General features: G+C 72.9%; 15 protein-coding genes. 8 read left to right on the forward strand and 7 right to left on the reverse strand.

Going from position 1 to position 18144, the window contains the following annotated elements; translation table 11 throughout:
* Positions 1-5: 5 nt before the first annotated feature.
* From O7617_RS26870 to O7617_RS26885, 4 genes are all read right to left on the reverse strand, one after another.
* Positions 6-458 carry a DUF5709 domain-containing protein gene (locus tag O7617_RS26870; protein WP_145780891.1) on the reverse strand — a complete coding sequence of 151 codons (453 nt, stop codon included), beginning with the start codon at positions 456-458 and terminating at the stop codon, positions 6-8.
* A gap of 114 nt (positions 459-572) precedes the next feature.
* A complete protein-coding gene (locus O7617_RS26875) occupies positions 573-1457 on the reverse strand; it encodes an alpha/beta hydrolase (RefSeq protein ID WP_282258957.1) in 885 nt (294 codons plus the stop codon).
* Between the two features lie 113 nt (positions 1458-1570).
* The gene (locus O7617_RS26880) at positions 1571-2515 is read right to left on the reverse strand and encodes a sigma-70 family RNA polymerase sigma factor (protein WP_282258959.1); all 945 of its coding nucleotides are present in this window, start codon (positions 2513-2515) and stop codon (positions 1571-1573) included.
* Positions 2516-2846: 331 nt separating this feature from the next.
* Complete coding sequence (locus O7617_RS26885) at positions 2847-3818, reverse strand: aldo/keto reductase (RefSeq protein ID WP_282258961.1); 972 nt, start codon at positions 3816-3818, stop codon at positions 2847-2849.
* A 93-nt stretch (positions 3819-3911) separates the two neighbouring features.
* Between O7617_RS26885 and O7617_RS26890 the strand changes: the two genes are divergently transcribed.
* From O7617_RS26890 to O7617_RS26920, 7 genes are all read left to right on the forward strand, one after another.
* Positions 3912-4358, forward strand: a complete 447-nt coding sequence (locus O7617_RS26890) for a GNAT family N-acetyltransferase (protein WP_282258963.1) — start codon at positions 3912-3914, stop codon at positions 4356-4358.
* Between the two features lie 88 nt (positions 4359-4446).
* The gene (locus tag O7617_RS26895) at positions 4447-5025 is read left to right on the forward strand and encodes a glycoside hydrolase family 5 protein (RefSeq protein WP_282258965.1); all 579 of its coding nucleotides are present in this window, start codon (positions 4447-4449) and stop codon (positions 5023-5025) included.
* A gap of 303 nt (positions 5026-5328) precedes the next feature.
* On the forward strand, positions 5329-7998 hold the full coding sequence (locus O7617_RS26900) for a carboxylate--amine ligase/circularly permuted type 2 ATP-grasp protein (protein WP_282258967.1): 2670 nt from the start codon (positions 5329-5331) through the stop codon (positions 7996-7998).
* A gap of 89 nt (positions 7999-8087) precedes the next feature.
* Complete coding sequence (locus O7617_RS26905) at positions 8088-9866, forward strand: N-acetylglutaminylglutamine amidotransferase (RefSeq protein WP_282258969.1); 1779 nt, start codon at positions 8088-8090, stop codon at positions 9864-9866.
* Positions 9867-11708, forward strand: a complete 1842-nt coding sequence (locus tag O7617_RS26910; protein ID WP_282258970.1) for a prolyl oligopeptidase family serine peptidase — start codon at positions 9867-9869, stop codon at positions 11706-11708.
* 17 nt (positions 11709-11725) lie between these two features.
* Complete coding sequence (locus O7617_RS26915; protein WP_282258971.1) at positions 11726-12280, forward strand: hypothetical protein; 555 nt, start codon at positions 11726-11728, stop codon at positions 12278-12280.
* 73 nt (positions 12281-12353) lie between these two features.
* Positions 12354-12908: a dihydrofolate reductase family protein gene (locus O7617_RS26920; protein ID WP_282258973.1), complete on the forward strand. Its 555-nt coding sequence runs from the start codon at positions 12354-12356 to the stop codon at positions 12906-12908.
* A 7-nt stretch (positions 12909-12915) separates the two neighbouring features.
* On the opposite strand, the gene O7617_RS26925 is transcribed toward O7617_RS26920, so the two are convergent.
* Positions 12916-15951 carry a BTAD domain-containing putative transcriptional regulator gene (locus O7617_RS26925; RefSeq protein ID WP_282258975.1) on the reverse strand — a complete coding sequence of 1012 codons (3036 nt, stop codon included), beginning with the start codon at positions 15949-15951 and terminating at the stop codon, positions 12916-12918.
* A gap of 70 nt (positions 15952-16021) precedes the next feature.
* Positions 16022-16966 (reverse strand): helix-turn-helix domain-containing protein, encoded by a 945-nt coding sequence (locus O7617_RS26930; protein WP_282258976.1) that lies wholly within the window; start codon positions 16964-16966, stop codon positions 16022-16024.
* 53 nt (positions 16967-17019) lie between these two features.
* Here O7617_RS26930 and O7617_RS26935 point away from each other — a divergent pair, with 53 nt between their 5' ends.
* Positions 17020-17613 (forward strand): DJ-1/PfpI family protein, encoded by a 594-nt coding sequence (locus O7617_RS26935; protein ID WP_282258977.1) that lies wholly within the window; start codon positions 17020-17022, stop codon positions 17611-17613.
* A gap of 24 nt (positions 17614-17637) precedes the next feature.
* On the opposite strand, the gene O7617_RS26940 is transcribed toward O7617_RS26935, so the two are convergent.
* Positions 17638-18096, reverse strand: coding sequence for a hypothetical protein (locus tag O7617_RS26940; protein ID WP_282258978.1), 459 nt, complete (start codon positions 18094-18096; stop codon positions 17638-17640).
* Positions 18097-18144: the final 48 nt, after the last annotated feature.

Genomic DNA, 18144 nt, shown 5'->3' on the forward strand with positions numbered 1-18144 from the left:
GCGCGTCAGCGCAGCGGGCCGTCGCCGGGCCCGTCCGGGTCCTCGATCACGTGGATCGCGGCTTCCTCGGCGCTGGCGGCACCCGCGTCGATCCCGGCGTCCCACGCCACCGACTCGGCCTCGTCGTCCTCCCGGACGCCCTCGTCGTACGCGACGAGACGGCCGGCGCGCGCCTCGGCCTCGTACCCCCGGCGGGTCAGCTCGTCCTCGTCGTCGCCGTCCTCGGCGTACGGGTCGACGTCCGGCACCTCCTGGGCGAGGTGCTGCTCCAGGGACTCGCCCGCCCGCTCCTCGGCCGGCGTGGTGCCGAACCGGTTCGCCGCCGTCCAGTGGTCCTCGGCGACGATGCCGGTGTCGAGAGGGTCGCCGACCCGGTCGTCGTCAAGCGTGTCGGAGGCGTCCAGGACACCGTCGTCCTCGGCAACGTTCCACTCGTCCACGGAATCCGTCTGGCTCACGGCGGTCTCTCCTTCGTCACGGCGCAGCGAAGTGCCAAGCCTATGACCGTGCAACACCGGCAGCCCTCGAGGTCTGCCCGCTGTGACGAACCGGCGTCGGGGGCGGCGCGGACGTCACCGCTTCAGCAGCTCCACCACGGCCTCGGTGAACTCCACCGGCTGCTCGATGTGCCCGAAGTGCCCGCTCTGCTCCAGCAGCACCAGCCGCGAGTCCTTCAGTCCCGCGTGCATTTCCTCGGCGAAGCGGGGGCCGCAGATGAAGTCGTGTGCCCCGACGATCACCACGGCCGGCACGGTGATCTCACCGAGCCGGTCGCGTACGTCGAAGGGCACCGGGTCCGGTGCGCCGGCCGGCGCCACCCAGGCCCGCAGACCCGCCTGCAACGGGGCGAACTCGGCCTGTCGGGCCCAGAAGTCCGCGAAGTACACCGGTAGCGCGGCGCTCAGGCCGGCGCTCAGCGTCTCGTCGTCGCCGGCGGTGAGGGCCCGTTGGAGAGCGGCGGGGACCTCCGCCGCCTCCGGCCGGTCCGGGTGCCGCTGCGGGTAGGCGGCGAGGTTGGTCATCGCCTCGGCCCAGAAGTCGGCGCCGGTGAGCGGTGAGGTGTCGTACAGGGCGAGCCCGGCGACCCGGTCCGGGTGCTCCAGGGCGTACTGCTGGATGACGAAACCGCCGTACGAGTGCCCGAGCAGGTACACCCGGGGCTCGCCGAGGTGGGTGACGACGGCGTCCAGGAAACGGACATAAGTCGCCATCCGGTAGTCGTCGGCACTGTCGAGTCGTCCCGACGCGCCGGTGCCGACCGGCTCGACGTACACCATCGTGAAGTGTTCCTCGAGGCCCGGCGCCCGCAGGTAGGACCATTCGATGCCGGGGCCGCCGGAGTGCGCCACGCAGACCGGGCCGGTGCCGGCGACGTGGTAGACCTGCCGGACACCGTCGACGGTGAACGAGTGGGCACCCGGAACGAGGGCGCCGACGTCGTGGCTGGTGGAACCCATGAGCTGTCTCCCGATTCGAGATTCGTGCGGCGTCTGCCGGCACGGTCCTGAGGTAGGACGCACCACCAGATGCGTGGTTCGACGGGAAAGTTCGCTCGATCGGGAAAGTTTTCTCAGACCGGCACCGGCTGGCGGATCTCCCGCGCCGGGACGGGGTGGAAGAGGGTGAACCGGCGCACCCGCCCCTCGCGCAGCACCTGCAACCACAGCGCGGAGGGCGGGCAGTGCTCCGGGTCGTCCGGTGGGCTGATCAGGTCGGTCTCCCAGATCAGCACGTCGCCGCTGGCCACGACGTTGCGCAGCCGCTGGCGTACCCCGGCTGTCAGGTCGCGGTTCATGCCCTCGACGGCCAGGTCACGACCGCCGCGCAGGCCGCCCGGCACGATCATCTCGGCGTCCGGCCACCAGCTGTCGCGGACCACCCGGTCGAAGTCGCCGCGCATGGCGGTGGCGATGACGTCGCGACCCTCCCGCAACCGTGACTCGTTCGACGCGCTGACGTCGGTGTGTGCCGCGCTCGCCGCCGTGCGCAGGCCGTCGGAGAGAGCGCGACGGGCGTGGCTGAGCCGGCTGCGGACGGTGCCGACCGGGATGCCGCAGACGGCCGCGATCTGCTCGTACGACGAGGCGTCGCTGAAGTACCGCAGCAGGGTGACCAACCGGTCGGGTTCGGACAACTGCCCGATGGCGTGCCACACCCAGTCGCGCATCGCGCCCCGGTCCAGCGCCTCCTCGGGGGTGGGGGTGTCGGCGGGGCGGGCGAACCACTCCGGCTCGGCCACCGGGACGGCTCTGGGGCGACGTAACGTCATCCGGCTGTTGTTGCGGACGATGGCACGCAACCACGGGCCGACGGCGGACGGGTCGCGCAGCTCACCGATGCGCCGCAACGCCATCAGCATGGCGTCCTGCACCGCGTCCTCGGCGTCCGGTCCGTAACCGAGGATGCTCACCGCGACGGCCCGCATCCCGGCCTCGTGGCGGGCCAGCAGCGCGCCGAGCGCCGCCGCGTCTCCCGCCTGCGCCAGCGCCACCAGCTCTGCGTCACCGTCCGTCACGCGACCGTCCTCCCGTAACCCCTAGAGCATCCTTTTTGAGGCGTTTCGGGGCAAAAATCGACGCCGCCTCCCACGACAAGCCTACGGCGGGTGACGGGCGCGGCCCGCCCGGGCGGCAGGCGGGCGGGCGAGGCATGCCGCACCTCGGGGTCAGGACACGGCCCTGACACCGGAGACATCGACACAGTCGGCAATTCGGCTCAGCGATGGCCTCGGCGGTTCGGCCGACACCGGCTCCGCACCCCGACGGCGCGCCGCCCTGCCCGGGGTCGGGGTCCGGTTCGGTCCGCCGGTGGCGGCCCGGCGCGCGTGGCACCGGACCGCCGGAGCCTCAGTAGCGGCCACCCTCGGGTGCGGGCAGCGCGTCCAGGTCGGCCAGGTCCTCGGCGCCGAGCTGTACGTCGCCGGCGGCGCAGTTGTCCGCCAGGTACTTCGGGGTCTTGGTGCCGGGGATCGGAATGACCTGGTCACCCAGGGCGACCACCCATGCGAGCGCCACCTGCGCGGGGGTGACGCCGACCCGGTCGGCGATCTCCCGGACCCGGGCGACGATGGCGAGGTTGGCCCGCAGCGCGTCCTGCTGAAAGCGGGGTAGGCCGCGTCGGAAATCGTCGGCGGGCAGGTCGTCGAACGAGGTGAACCGTCCGGCGAGGAAACCGCGACCGAGCGGGGAGAACGGCAGGAAGGCGATGCCCTGCTCGACGCAGTACGGCAGGACCTCGGCCAGCGGGTCTCGGGTCCACAGCGACAGCTCGGACTGCACCGACGCCACCGGGTGCACCGCCTGGGCCCGCTTGATCTGGGCCACCGTCACCTCGGACATCCCGATCTGCCGTGCCTTACCCGCGGCCACGACCTCCGCCATCGCGCCCCAGGACTCCTCGACCGGCACCTCCGGGTCGACCCGGTGCAACTGGTAGAGGTCGACGTGGTCGGTGCCGAGCCGGCGCAGGCTCTCGTCGATCGCCGCGCGGATGTGCTCCGGGCGGCCGTTCTTGCCGATCTTCGGCAGGTTGCCGTCGGTGGGGGAGGTCGCGACCAGGCCGACCTTCGTCGCCAGCACGGCCCGCTCCCGGTGGCCGCCGGCCAGCGCCCGCCCGACCAGCTCCTCGTTGGTGTACGGCCCGTACACGTCCGACGTGTCGATCAGCGTCGTACCCAGATCGAGGGCCTGGCGGATGACCGAGATCGAGGTGTCGTCGTCGCGGGGACCGGTGATGTCGTAGGCGTGGCTCATGCCCATGCACCCGAGGCCGATGACGCCGACCTCGGGACCTGCGCTGCCCAGCGTGGTGGTTCGCATGCGCCCCACGCTACGCCGGACGGAACGCGTCATCGGAGGGCACGTAGCGTCACCACCGGCAGACCGATGCCGCCGACTGACGGGGGAGCCGCCGTGCCACACATCCGCGAGTTCGTCTGGCCGGACTACGACCGCGTCGCGGCACTGTGGACCGCTGCCGGACGGGACGTGCTGACCCGGGCCGAGTTGACCGCCAAGCTGACGCGGGATCCGCAGTTGTTCCTGGTCGCCGAGGTCGACCGGACGCTCGTCGGTGTCGTGCTCGGCACGTACGACGGCCGGCGCGGGATGATCCTGCGGCTGGCCGTCGATCCGGCGTACCGGCGGCGAGGTCTCGCCCGCCTGCTGGTCGCCGCGTTGGAGGAGCGGTTGGCGGCGCTGGGCTGCCCCCGGGTGAACCTGCTGGTGCTACCGCAGGACACGGGCGCGCTGCGGTTCTGGCGGGCGCTGGGTTACCTGCCGCAGCCGGACGTGCTCTGCACCAAGCCGCTGGGCGTCACACGGCCGTCGGCCGCCGCGTCCGACACCATGCTCCCATAGTTGTTGATCGATATGGTGGCGGAGGCGCCGCCCCGCCTCAGACCACCACCGTCGATCCGAAGCGGGTTCAGCATGCGCGCACTGAGACTTGTCACGACTCTGGCCGTCGCCGGCGGGCGCGTACCTCAGTGACCCGAACAAGGCGCGTACGCAGGTGGAGACCATCATCAACAACGCGGTCACCGCCGGGGTGTACGTGATTGTCGACTGGCACGCCCACGAGGCGCAGAACAACCAGTCGCAGGCGGTGGCGTTCTTCGGCGACCTGGCCCGCCGCTACGGTCACCTGCCCAACGTCATCTGGGAGCCCTACAACGAGCCGCTGCAGGTGAGCTGGACCACCGTCATCAAGCCGTACCACCAGGCGGTGGTCTCCGCGATCCGCGCCGCGGACCCGGACAACATCGTGGTGCTCGGCACCCCGACCTGGTCGCAGGACGTGGACGTGGCGGCGGCCAGCCCGGTCGCCGGCACCAACCTGATGTACACGCTGCACTTCTACTCCTGCACGCACGGCTCGTCGCTGCGTGCCGAGGGCGACGCGGCGATCCGCGCCGGGCTGGCTCTCTTCGTCACCGAGTGGGGTGCCAGCAACGCCGGCGGCGGCCTCGACGGCCGGGCCTGCCTACCGACACCACCAACCTGCTCAGCCCCGGCGCGCCGGTGACCGGCGGATGGAACAACTACCTGCACGGCCACGCGCCGTTCGTGGTCGCCAACATGAGGTGACCCTGACCGTTCCCTGGTCTTGATCATCTCCAGTTCGCCGATGTCGGGGTATCCGCACCACCGGGATACCCCGACATCGGCGATACCGTGTCGATCAGCGTTTGGTGCGGCCGTTCGGTCCGTCCGATGCCCGGTTGGGCAGAACAGCGCGTCACCTTAACGCGCCGGAAACGCAGCCGGTACCAACCCTGGGAACGCTCGTCGGACAGTCGAGACCGCCGACACGCGAACCGGGGTGACCATGGCCGACAACACCACGAACGCGCCCACGTTCGACGAGCCCCTGGGGCGATCCGGCAACGGCCGGACCCCGCCCAGGCCCCGACCCGAACCGCTCCTGCCGCCGGACGACGGTGACCCGGCGGACCTGGCCACCATCGGGGTGGAGGAAGAGTTCCACGTCGTCGACCTGCACACCCGGGAGTTGGTCCCCCGGGCCGGTGAGTTGCTCGACCGGTTGCCCGCCACCTCGTTCACCGCCGAGCTGCACCGCAGCGTGGTGGAGACCAACACGGCGGTCTGCCGCACCCTGGACGAGATCCGCGTCGAGCTGACCCGGCTGCGCCAGGCGGCCGTGCAGGTCGCCGACCGGGCCGGACTGGGCATCGTGGCGGCGGGGACGGTGCCCCTGCGCGCCGACGGCGACCCCAGCGTCACCCCCACCTCCCGTTACCGGCGGATGCTCGACGAATACCAGATGCTCGCCCGGGAGCAGCTGATCTGCGGTGCACAGGTGCACGTCGGGGTGTCCGACCGGGATCTGGCCGTCGCGGTCACCCGCCGCGTCCAACCGTGGCTGCCGGTGCTCCTGGCCCTCTCCACCAGTTCGCCGTACTGGATGGGGCAGGACAGCGGCTACGCCAGCGTCCGCTCGCTGGTCTGGCAGCGCTGGCCCACCGCCGGTGACCCGGGCGAGGTGAGCAGCGCGGCGGACCACGAGGCGCTGGTCGCCGAGTTGATCTCGTCGGAGACCATCACCGATCCCGCCATGATCTACTTCGATGTCCGACCCTCGGCGCACGTGCCCACCGTGGAACTGCGGATCACCGACGCCAACGCCGACGTGGAGACCATCGTCCTGCTCACCGGCCTCTTCCGGGCGCTCGTCCGGCGGGAGGTCGCCGCCCTGCGCGCCGGGGTGGAGCGCACCGCCGTGCGCCCACCGGTGCTCCGCGCCGCCGTCTGGCGGGCCGCCCGCTCCGGCCTCGAAGGCGACCTGCTCGACCTGCCCCGCTCGGCCCGACCGGTGCCCGCCGCCGAGGCGGTCCGCCGACTGGTGACCGACCTGCGACCGCAGTTGACGGCGACCGGGGACTGGGAACAGGTCAGCGAGCTGACCCGGTACGCGCTGGACCGCGGCAGCTCCGCCGCGCGGCAGCGGCGGGCGTACGAGCGGCGCGGTCGGTTGGCGGATGTGGTCGACCTGCTGCTCGACGAGACCCGGGGACGCGTACGGGGGCCACTGCCCGGCGCGCCGACCGCACCGGCCCTGCCCGTCTACTCCCACACCGATGACGAGGTCTTCGGTCCGGCGGGACCGCAGCCCGCGTACCGGCCGTTGCTGGCCGCCCTGCGGGGTCTCGGCGCCGACGGGCTGCGCCACCGTGAGCACGACCGGGACGAGGAGCAGCGCGCCCGGGGCGTGACCTTCAGCGTGGCCGGCGAGGCGAGCACCCGACTCTTCCCGGTCGACCTGGTGCCCCGCGTGGTGCCCGCCGACGACTGGCGGAGCCTGCGCGTGGGCCTGGTGCAGCGCGCCCGCGCGCTCGACGCCTTCCTGTGCGACGTCTACGGGGACCGGGCCGTGGTCGCCGACGGAGTGGTCCCGGCGTGGGTGGTGGAGTCCTCACCCGGACTGCGCCCGACCGGGGCGTTGATGGGCCGGCGGGGCACCCGCGCCCAGGTGTCCGGCACCGACCTCGTCCGCGACCCCGGCGGCGGCTGGTACGTGCTGGAGGACAACCTGCGGGTGCCCTCGGGCATCGGCTACGCCGTGCAGAACCGTCGGCTGACCCGGGCGGTGCTGCCCGAGCTGCCGTTCCCCGACGATCTGCTGCCCGCCGACGAGACACCGGCGATGCTGCACCGGGCGCTGGTGGCCGCCGGGCCCGCCGCCGCCGCCGAGCCCGCCGTGGTGGTGCTCAGCAGCGGTCCGGGTGACCCCGCCTGGTTCGAGCACCGGCTGCTCGCCGACGAGATGGGCGTACCGCTGGCCGGCAGCGGCGACCTGCTCGTGGAGGAGGGCCGCGTCCAGCTCATCCGGGAGGGTCGCCGCAGCCAGGTGGACGTGATCTACCTGCGGATGGACGAGGACGCGTTGCTGCACGCACCCGGGGCCGACGGCGTGCCGTTGGGCTGGCCGCTGCTCGCGGCGGTGCACGCCGGGCGGCTGACCCTCGCCAACGCGCTGGGCAACGGCGTCGGTGACGACAAGGCGCTGTACGCGTACGTGCCCCGGCTCATCGAGTACTACCTGGGGGAGAAGGCGCTGCTTCCGGACGTGCCGACGTATTTGTGCGGACTGCCCGAGCAGCGCGCCGACGTGCTGGGCCGGCTCGATCAGTTGGTGCTCAAGCCGGTCGACGGGTACGGCGGCGACCGGGTGGTGATCGGCCCACGGGCGGAGGCGGAGGAGTTGGACGCCGTCCGCGAGCAGATCCTCGCCGCCCCGCACCGGTGGATCGCCCAGGAGACGATCGCGCTCACCACCCACCCGGTCTTCGACGGGACGGCACTCGCGCCCCGCCACGTCGACCTGCGGGCCTTCGTGTTCCTGGGGGAGACCGCCGAGGTGGCGCCGGTGGCCCTGACCCGCGTCGCGCCGGCCGGCAGCATGATCGTCAACTCGTCCCGGGGCGGCGGGTCGAAGGACACCTGGCTGCTCGGTGGAGCCGATGAGCCGTCGGCGTAACCCACGCTTGACCCCGGCGTCATCGGGGCGCAACCCGGTCCGCCAAGCCTGGACCGGTCAGCGACCGGAGTCGATGAGAGGTGGATGCCATGTGCGGTATCGGAGGTGAGTTTCGCATCGACGGGGCGCCGGCCGACATGACGGCCGTCGGGCGGATGCTGCCCGCCCTGGCGTCCCGAGGCCCGGACGGCGAGGGTCGGTGGCAGCACGGCTCGGTGGCGCTGGTGCACCGGCGACTGCGCATCATCGACCTGTCCGACGCGGGCGCCCAGCCGATGGTCGACCCCGAGCTGGGGTTGGCGCTGGTCTTCAACGGGTGCATCTACAACTACCGGGAGTTGCGCGACGAGCTGACCGCCCTCGGCTACTCCTTCCGGTCCACCTCGGACACCGAGGTGATCCTCAAGGCGTACCACAGGTGGGGGACGGCCTGCGTCGAACGGTTCTACGGCATGTTCGCGTTCGCGCTCGTCGAACTGGCCACGCGCACCCTGGTGCTGGCCCGCGACCGGCTCGGCATCAAACCGCTCTACCTCGCCGAGGGGCCCGGCCGGGTCCGTTTCGCCTCGACGCTACCGGCGCTGCTGGCCGCCGGTGACGTCGACACCGACCTCGACCCGGTGGCGCTGCACCACTACATGACGTTCCACTCGGTGGTGCCGCCGCCGCGCACCATCCTCGCCGGCATCCGCAAGCTCCCACCCGCCACCATCCGGGTGATCACCGGGGACGGGCGGAGCACCGAAACCGTGTACTGGCGCCCGGAGTTCACCCGCGCCGCCGCCGCGCCGATGTCCGCCGAGGAGTGGCAGGAACGCATCATGACGGCGTTACGCACCGCCGTACGCCGCCGCATGGTCTCCGACGTGCCGGTCGGCGTGCTGCTCTCCGGCGGCCTCGACTCCAGCCTGATCGTCGCCCTGCTCGCCGAGCAGGGCCAGACCGGCCTGGCGACGTTCAGCATCGGCTTCGAGGCGGCGGCCGGGGAGACCGGTGACGAGTTCCACTACTCCGACCTGGTGGCCCGTGAGTTCGACACCGACCACCAGCAGATCCGGATCGGCGCGACCCGCTTCGTGCCCGCCGTGCACGAGGCCGTCGCGGCGATGAGCGAGCCGATGGTCAGCCACGACTGCGTCGCCTTCCACCTGCTCTCCGAGGAGGTCTCGAAGCGGATCACGGTCGTCCAGTCCGGGCAGGGCGCCGACGAGATCTTCGCCGGCTACGACTGGTACCCGCCGATGGCGAACGTCGCCCGCGCCGACGCCGTCGAGGCGTACGCCCGGGTGTTCTTCGACCGTCGGCACGACGCGCTCGCCGGGCACCTGGCACCCGAGTGGATGCTCGACCACGACGCCAGCCTGGAGTTCGTGGCGGCGCACTTCGGCGCGCCCGGCGCGGACACCGCCCTGGACGCGGCCCTACGCCAGGACAGTCAGGTGATGCTCGTCGACGACCCGGTCAAGCGGGTCGACAACATGACCATGGCGTGGGGGTTGGAGGCCCGGGTGCCGTTCCTCGACCACGAGGTCGTCGAGCTGGCCGCCGCGTGCCCACCCGCGTTGAAGCTGGCGCACGGCGGCAAGGGCGTGCTGAAGGCCGCGAGCCGCGGCATCGTGCCCGACGAGGTGATCGACAGGCCGAAGGGCTACTTCCCGGTGCCCGCCATCCGGCACCTCTCCGGGCCGCTGCTCGACGACGTCCGCGACGCGTTGACCGCCCAGTCGGCCCGCGACCGGGGCCTGTTCCGCAAGGATTACCTGGAGGAGTTGCTGGACGCGCCGAACGCCCGGCGGACCACGCTGGGCTCCAACGCGCTCTGGCAGCTCGGGCTGCTGGAGCTCTGGTTGCAGCGGATCGGGGTTTAGATGAGCGTACGGATCGAGGCGCCGCGGACCACCCGGCGGACCCGGCTCGCCGGTCGTCGGCCGACGCCGACGCCCGTCGTCGAGGACTTCGCGCCCGCGCCGTCCCCGGACGGCGGCCGGGTCGCGTACCTCTCCGACCGGGCCGGTACGCCCGCCGTCTGGGTCCGTGCGGTCGGCGCGGATGACGCCGTCGCGCTGCCGACCGGTGACGATCCGGTGCTGGCGGTGAGCTGGTCCCCGGACGGGCAGTGGCTGGCCTGCGTCGTCGCTCCCGGCGGCGCGCCCCGTACCGAGGTGTGGCTGCTCCGGCCGGACGGCAGCGGGCGCCACCAGGTCGCCGGTTTCGGACAGCGCAGCGCGACGCCGGCCGGTTGGCTGGCGGCCGGCGCGGTCCTGATGGTCACCGAGACCGCCGAGCGGGGTGCCGCCGTCCTGGTCGACGCGGGCACCGGGCACCGGCGGGTGCTCGCCGAAGGTGACCTGCTCACCCTGCTGGACGTCAGCCCGGACGCCCGCAGCGCCCTGCTGCGCCGTGGTCCCCGCAACGCCCGTTGGTTGGAACTGCTCGACGTGGTGACCGGCGAACGACGGCGGCTGTCGCCGGACACCGGCCGGGGCAGCACCGACCAGGGCTGGTTCGCCCCGGACGGGACGGGTGTGTTGGCCCGCACCGACGCGTACTCGGAGCTGGCCGGGCTGGTGCGGATCGACCCGAGCCGCCCGGAGTCGACGCCGACCCGGCTCGCCTGGCGGCCGGACGCCGAACTGGAGCAGGTGGCCCTGACCGCCGACGGACGCCGGGCGGCCCTGCTGTGGAACACCTACGGTGGCCGCAGCGAGCTGAGCCTGCTCGACCTCGCCACTGGGGTGCAGCGGGCCGTCGCCGCCCCTGGTGAGGTGCTCGACGACGCCGTCTTCGCCGCCGAGGGTGGTCTGCTCTGCCTCACCGCGCAGGGGTCGGTGCGGCCCCGGGAGGTCTGGCTGGTAGACCCGACGACCGGGGTGCCACGTCCGCTCCGGCCGGACGCCGACGTCGCGCGTACCGATGCCGCCGGTGTCGCGCCACAACTGGTCGACCTGCGTGCCCGCGACGGGCTGCCGCTGTCCGGTTGGCTCTACCGTCCGGCCGGGCCGGGGCCGTGGCCCACCGCCATCAGCCTGCACGGTGGCCCGGAGGCGCAGGAGCGTCCCCGCTACAACCCGCTGTTCCAGGCTCTCGTGGCGCAGGGAGTCGCGGTGTTCGCGCCGAACGTGCGCGGTTCGTCGGGTTTCGGCCGGACCTTCGTGGCCGCCGACAACCTCGCCGGCCGCTACGGTGCCATCGCCGACGTCGCGGCGTGCGCCGACCACCTCGTCGACATCGGGGTGGCCCGCCCGGGGCAGCTCGGCTGCCTCGGCCGCTCCTACGGTGGTTACCTGGTCCTCGCCGTGCTGGTGAACTTCCCCGGACTGTTCGCCACCGGGGTCGCCGAGTGCGGGATCTCCGACTTCCACACCTTCTTCGCCGGCACCGAGCCGTGGATCGCCGCCGCCGCCGTCAGCAAGTACGGCCACCCGGTGCGCGACGCCGACCTGCTACGGGACCTGTCGCCGATGACCCACCTCGACCGGCTCGACGTGCCGCTCCTGCTCATCCACGGCGCCAACGACACGAACGTGCCGGCGGGCGAGTCGGCGCAGGTAGCGCAGGCGCTCGCCGCCCGCGACGCGCCGTACGCCCATCTCGTCCTGACCGGTGAGGGGCACGACTTCCTGGCCCGCGACAACGCCGAGGCGGCGCGTACGGCGACCACCGCCTGGCTCACCCGGCACCTCGCCGTGACGGCGACCACGGTCGGCTGAGGCGCTATCCTGCGCCGGTGGACGTCACGGCGCAGGGCGAGCGGTTGGCCGCCGACCTGGGCCGCTGGTTGACCGACCTGATCTTCGTCGACCTGGACACCGACGACGTCACCGCACTGGTGATCGACTCGGTGGTGCGGTGGGCCGACGCCCAGGGTTGGCGGGTCTACCGGCGCGCGCCGAGCGTCCTGCCGTTGCCACCGCCGCTTCAGCAGCGATACTCGGTCCTCGACGTGGCGTGCGCCCGCCCGGACGGTCCGCCCGTGGTCGTGGAGGTCGACCACACCGACCGCTCCCGGACGGTGCAGAAGCTGCTCGCGGAGGCGGACGCCGGGCGGATCCCGATCTGGGTGCGCTGGGGGGTCGGGCGTTTCACCGCGCCGCCACCGCCGGTGCGGATGGTGACCGTCGAGGTGATGCGGCGTGCCGGGTCGGCCGGGCAGGGGCGGCTGCACAGCCGCACCGGCGACCGCCCCGCTCCGGCGCACTCGACCGGAGGGGGCACGGCTGCCGCGCAGGTGTTGCCGATCCCGCTGGCCGACCCACTTTCGGACCCGGGCTCGGGCACCTGAAGCGAATCGTAAGCGGGGACCGGCAGAGTTCTGGGTGTCACCGGAGAACACGACCGACAGCCAGGAGAATCCGATGCGCAAGCTCATCAACTCGACCTACGTCACCCTCGACGGCGTCATCGAGAACCCGATGTGGACCTCGCCGTACTTCGACGAAGAGGCGATGAGCCTCGCCGGCGAGCAGACCGACGAGGCGGACGCGATGCTCATGGGCCGGGCCACCTACGACGGCATGTCCGTCGCCTGGCCGAACATGGACGAGAGCGACCCGAACACCGGCGCCGCGTACTTCAACAACGTCAAGAAGTACGTCGCCTCGACCACCCTGACCAACCCCACCTGGAAGAACACCGAGGTGCTCCAGGGAGACCTGGTCGAGGCGGTCCGCGCGCTCAAGGCCCAGGAGGGGCGGAACATCATCCAGTACGGGTTCGGCTCGGTCACCGCGCAGCTGATCCGCGCGGGTCTGGTGGACGAGGTCCGGTTCTGGATCCACCCCGTGCTGGAGGGCGGCGCCAGCCTGACGGTGCCGCTGACCGACTTCAAGGCGTCGTTCGACCTGGTCGACACCCGGGTGCACAAGAGCGGCGTGATCGTCGCCTCGTACCGGCCGAAGACGACGGCCTGACCGACACTCAGAGCTGGGCTCGGGCCTCGCCCGGGCTCAGCTTCGCGCCCTCGGCGAGCAACGCGTCCAACCGCTCCGGCCCGAGTTCGGCCCGCAGGCGCTCGGTCACCCGGTCGACGTCGTCGCGTTCGGCGGGCGCGGCGGGGGACCGCGTGGCGAGCCGGGCGGCGGCTGCGGCGCCCAGCAGCCGGGCGGCGACCTCGGGGGAGCGCACCGCCGCGGCCATCCCCTCCAGCGGCCCGACCGCGTCGCGCATCGTCGCCATCGCCTCGGCGGCGTCGAACGCCTCGATGTGCAGGGCCAGCGCGGCGTCCGGGTCACCGCCCTGCTCGATCGCGTAGCCCAGCTCGACCAGGACCATCGGCAGGTACAGCGCCGGCTGGCTCTCGCCGCGGCCCAGCTCGACGAGGTGGCTGAGGTGGGTGACGGCCAGGTCGAGTTTCCCGTCGCGGCGGGCGGCCAGCCCGAGGCTCATCTCCGCGAAGACCAGCGCACCGGGCGAGCCCTGCTCCACCGCCAGGCCGTACGCCCGTTCGGCCAGCTCCCGGCCCTGGGTGTAGTCGCGGGTCTGCACCGCGAGCCAGGCCAACCAGGACAGCTCGGCGCAGACCTGCGGCCAGAGCGCCAGTTCCTCGGCCCAGCGCAGCCCTTCCCGGTGCAGCGCGGCGGCGCGCTCGTGCTCGCCGCGCATGTCGGCCAGCCCGCCCACCCACTCGGTCGCCCGGAGACGGCCCCACCGGTCGCCGAGGTCGGCGAACAGCGCTGCGCTGCGCGTCGCGGTGCGTTCCAGGGTGGCCTGGTCACCGTTCGCGTGCGCGAGGTGGGCCAGGGAGGTGAGCACCGCGGCCTCGGTCCACCTGTCGACCGCGGCGGTGGGCAGCAGCTCCGCCGCCAGTGCCAGGTCACCGTGCTCGATCACCGCGTTGGCCGCGAACCAGGCGGCGTGGCCGTCCGGGTCGACGGCCACCGCTGCGCGTACGTCGTCGGGCGCGACCGCCTCGCCCAGCGACAGGGCGAAACCGACGCGCCACGGGGCCGCGCGGGCCTCCTGTTCCGGGTCGCCGGGCACGGTCAGCGCCCGCCGCGCCTCGGTGAGCCGGCCGCGCAGGTGCCAGTACCAGCTCAGCGCGACCGTCAGGCGCAACCCACCACCGTGACCGAGGGCCGACCGCAGGTTCGCCGTCTCGGCGTCCAGCAGCGCCAGCCACCGTTGTTGGTCTGCCCCGCGCAGTTCCGGGTCGGCGCGCTCGGCCAGCTCGGTGTAGTAGGCCGCGTGCCGTGCGCGTACCTCGTCGGGGTCGGTCAGGCGGTCCAGGCAGAACGCGGCGACCGATTCGAGCAGCCGGTAGCGGGGGTCCGCGCCGGAGTCGTCGAGCACCACCAGCGACCGGTCCACCAGTCGGGCCAGGGTGTCCAGATCGGTATCGCAGACGCGTTCGGCGGCCTCCGGGCTGCAGCCGTCCCGGAACACCGCCAGCCGGGCCAGCACCGCCCGGTCGCTCTCGTCGAGGAGGTCCCAGCTCCAGCCGATCACCGCGGTGAGCGTCCGCTGCCGCAGCGGTACGTCCCGCTGTGCGGTGCTGAGCAGCCGGAACCGGTCGTCGAGCCGGTCCACCACACCCTGCACGCCCAGCGCGCGCACCCGGGTCGCGGCCAACTCCAACGCCAGCGGAAGGCCGTCGAGGCGACGGCAGAGCTGCGCGACCGCCGACGCCGTCCGCTCGTCGAGGCGGAAACCGCGCTGCTGGGCGCTCGCGCGGGCCGCGAACAACCGGGCCGCCGCCGAGTGCCGGACCGCGTCCAGGTCACCGTCCTCGGGCACCGGCAGCGGGGGTACCTCCCAGAGCAGTTCCCCGGTCAGACCGAGTGGCTCGCGGCTGGTGGCCAGCACCCGCAGCCCGGGTACGTCGCGCAGCAGTCGGGCGACCAGCGCGGCCACCGGCTCGACGACATGCTCGCAGTTGTCCAGCACGAGCAGGAGTCGGCGGTGCCGCAGGGCCGCGACCACCCGGTCGGTGGGGGACAGGCTCGCGCCGACGGTCTCGTGGGCGCCCAGGGCGGCGAGCACCTGCTCGGCGACGAGGGTGTCGCCAGCCGGCAGCGGGGCCAGCTCGACCAGTTGGACGCCGTCGGGAACGGACAGCTCGCGGGCCGTCTCGACGGCCAGTCGGGTCTTCCCGACGCCACCCGGGCCGACGAGCGTGACCAGTCGCTGCCGGGGCAGCAGCGCACCCAACTCGGCCAACGCCTCGTTCCGCCCGACCAACTCGTCCAGCTGTGCCGGTAGGCCGCTGCTGCGGAGGATCGTGGCCCTCGGCGGCGGGCTCAGGCTCGCGTCCTGTTCGAGGATCCGGCGGTGCAGCGCGACCAACTCCGGGCCGGGGTCGAGACCCAACTCGTCGGCGAGCCGGTCGCGCAGATCCGCGTAGCTGTCCAACGCCTCGGACTGGCGGCCCGCCGCGTACAGCGCGCGCAACTGCACGGCCCGCAGCCCTTCCCGCAGCGGGTGCCGGGCGACCAATTCGGCCAGGTCGGCGGCGACCAGGTCGTGTTCACCCCGGGCCAGCCGGGCCTCGGCCAACCGCTCGTGCACCGCGAGGCGCTGCTCGGTCAGGCGGGTCGCCTCGGCCCGGACGAACTCGGCGTCGGCCACGTCGGCGTACGCCTCGCCGCGCCACAACGCCAGGGCTTCGTTGAGCCGGTCGACGTCGGTGCCGCAGGCCAGCTCGGCGAACCGGTCCGCGTCGACGGCATCGGCCCGCAGCAGGTAACCGGGCGGCCTCGACTCCACCAGGTCCCGTGCGCCCGGCTCGGCGTCGTTGAGCGCCTTGCGCAACTGGGACACACGTACCTGCAGGGCGCCGGCGGGATTGGCGGGGGAATCGTCACCCCACAGGTCGTCGATGAGGCGGTCCGCCGAGACCACCTGGTTGCGGTTGGTCAGCAGGTCCGCCAGCAACACACGGACCTTGGTGCCGGGCACCACCACCGGCTCGCCGGCGTCGGTGGTCACGGCGAGCGGCCCGAGCACCCCGAACTGCACGGCGGACATCCTATCGCCGGTCAGGCGACCGGACGCCGACCGTGAACGTGGCGCCGCGCGAGCGACGCGGTCAGGGGTTGAACGCCCTGCGGTAGGCGGTCGGGGTGGTGGCGAAGGCGCGGCGGAAGTGGGCTCGCAGATTGGTGGCGGTGCCCAGTCCGGTTCGCCGGGCGATCTCGTCGATGGTGACGGCGTCGTCCTCGAGCAGGGTGCACGCGGCACGGAGTCGTTGCTGGGTCAGCCATGCCTGCGGGCTCATCCCGAACTGGTGCCGGAAGTTGCGGTGCAGCGTACGGGTGGATTGCAGGCCCTGCCGGGCGAGGTCCGCGACCGTGATCGGCAGGTGCAGGCGAGCGACCGCCCACCCGGTGACAGCGGCCAGGTCGGCGTCGTCGGTGACCCCCTGGACGGGGATGAACTGGGCCTGGCCCCCGGCGCGGTGCAGTGGGGTGACCATGACGCGCGCGCGTTCGATGGCTGCGGTCTGACCGTGGTCCCGGCCGATCAGGTAGAGGCACAGGTCGAGGCCCGCGGCCAGTCCGGCGCTGGTCAGCACCCGTCCCTCATCGATGTACAGCGCGTTCGCGTCGACGGTGACCTGGGGGTGTTCGCGGGCCAGCGCCTCGGCGTGGATCCAATGGGTGGTGGCCCGTCGGCCGTCGAGCAGCCCGGCCTGGGCGAGCGCGAACGCGCCGGTGCAGATCGACGCGACACGCGCGCCCCGGCGGTACGCGTCGACCAGGGCGTCGAGCGCTCGGACCGGCGCGGGTCCACGGGCGAAGCCGGGCACGATCACGGTGTCGGCGCGGCTCACGGCGTCGAGGGTGGCGTCGACGGTCATGCCGAGTCCGGGGGTGGTGGTCGGAGCGGGGCCGCCGTCGGGGGAGCAGACGGTCGTTGCGTACCGGCCCTGGCCCTCGTGACCGAAGACGTGCGTCGCGATGGTCAGGTCGAAGGCTACGACAGGTGGCAGGGCGAGGACGGCGACCTGGTGCGTGGCGGATTGCTTGTGCACAGTGGCAAGAATGCCACTCGTGATGCCCGTTGACCGGGCGAGATCCTGACCGGGTGCGAATAGAGATCGTGGTTTTCGACGGCTTCGACGAGTTGGACGTGTTCGGACCCTTCGAGGTGTTGGCGATGGCGGGCTTCGCCGTCGAGCTGGTCGCGGTCGAGCGGCCGGGGCCGGTACGCAGCATGCGCGGCGTCCAGCTGCACGTGCCGGCGGTACTCGGACAGGCCGACGGTGTCGTCGTACCGGGCGGGGGCTGGCTGAACCGGGCCGCGGCGGGGACGTGGGCGCAGGCGCAGCACGGGGTGCTGCCTGCCCGACTGGCCGAGCTGGCACCGTCGACGCGGTGGCTGGCCTCGGTGTGCACCGGCAGTCTCCTGCTCGCCGCCGCCGGGCTGTTGACCGGCCGTCGTGCGACGACCAACCGCAACGCGTACGAGGAGCTGCGGGCGTACGGGGTCACCGTCCTCGACGAGCGGGTGGTCGACGACGGTGACCTCATCACCGCGGGTGCGCTCTCCGCCGGGCTGGACCTGGGCCTGTGGATCACGGAACGCGAAGTCGGCGCGGCGGCCGCCGAAACAGTCGCCGCGACGATCGAGTACCGGTGCGCCGCCGGATCCGACCGGCGCGCTGAGGGTGGAGGGTGACAGTCGGCTGAGCGGTGGGGACGGTCAGGGTCGTCGTTCCGCGCTGCGGCGGACCGCCGCGAGCATCCGCCGTACGCCGAGCATGTGACCGCCCGACCTGAGGAGCAGTTGCCGGTAGAGGCCACCGGTCAGACCGGGGAAGACCGCCCGGGTTTCGGCCCGGAGGCGGGATCGGCCCGGCCCGGCCCGTTCGAGCCGGAAGACCAGCGCGTACGTCGAGAACCGGTGGCTGCCCCGTAACGTCAGCTCCCTCCCGGGGATCGCGGTGGCCACCCGGAACCCGGGGATCGTCGAGCCCTCGGCGAGCGGTCGGGGCCCGGACGCGACGGGGTCGGCGGTGCCGACCAGGCGGGCGTACGCGCGCATGCCGGGGCCGTCGAACGTGGTTTCGACGACGTGCACGAGGTGCGGCCAGGCTTCGTCGGGCTCGGCTGTGATGACGGTGACGTGTTCGTCCACGTGCGGCAGTGCGTCGGTTCGCATGGGCGCCTCCCCGTTCTGCGGTCCATTCTCACCGACCGACCGAAGTTC

The organism is Micromonospora sp. WMMD1155 (assembly GCF_029581275.1).
Classification (GTDB): Bacteria; Actinomycetota; Actinomycetes; order Mycobacteriales; family Micromonosporaceae; genus Micromonospora.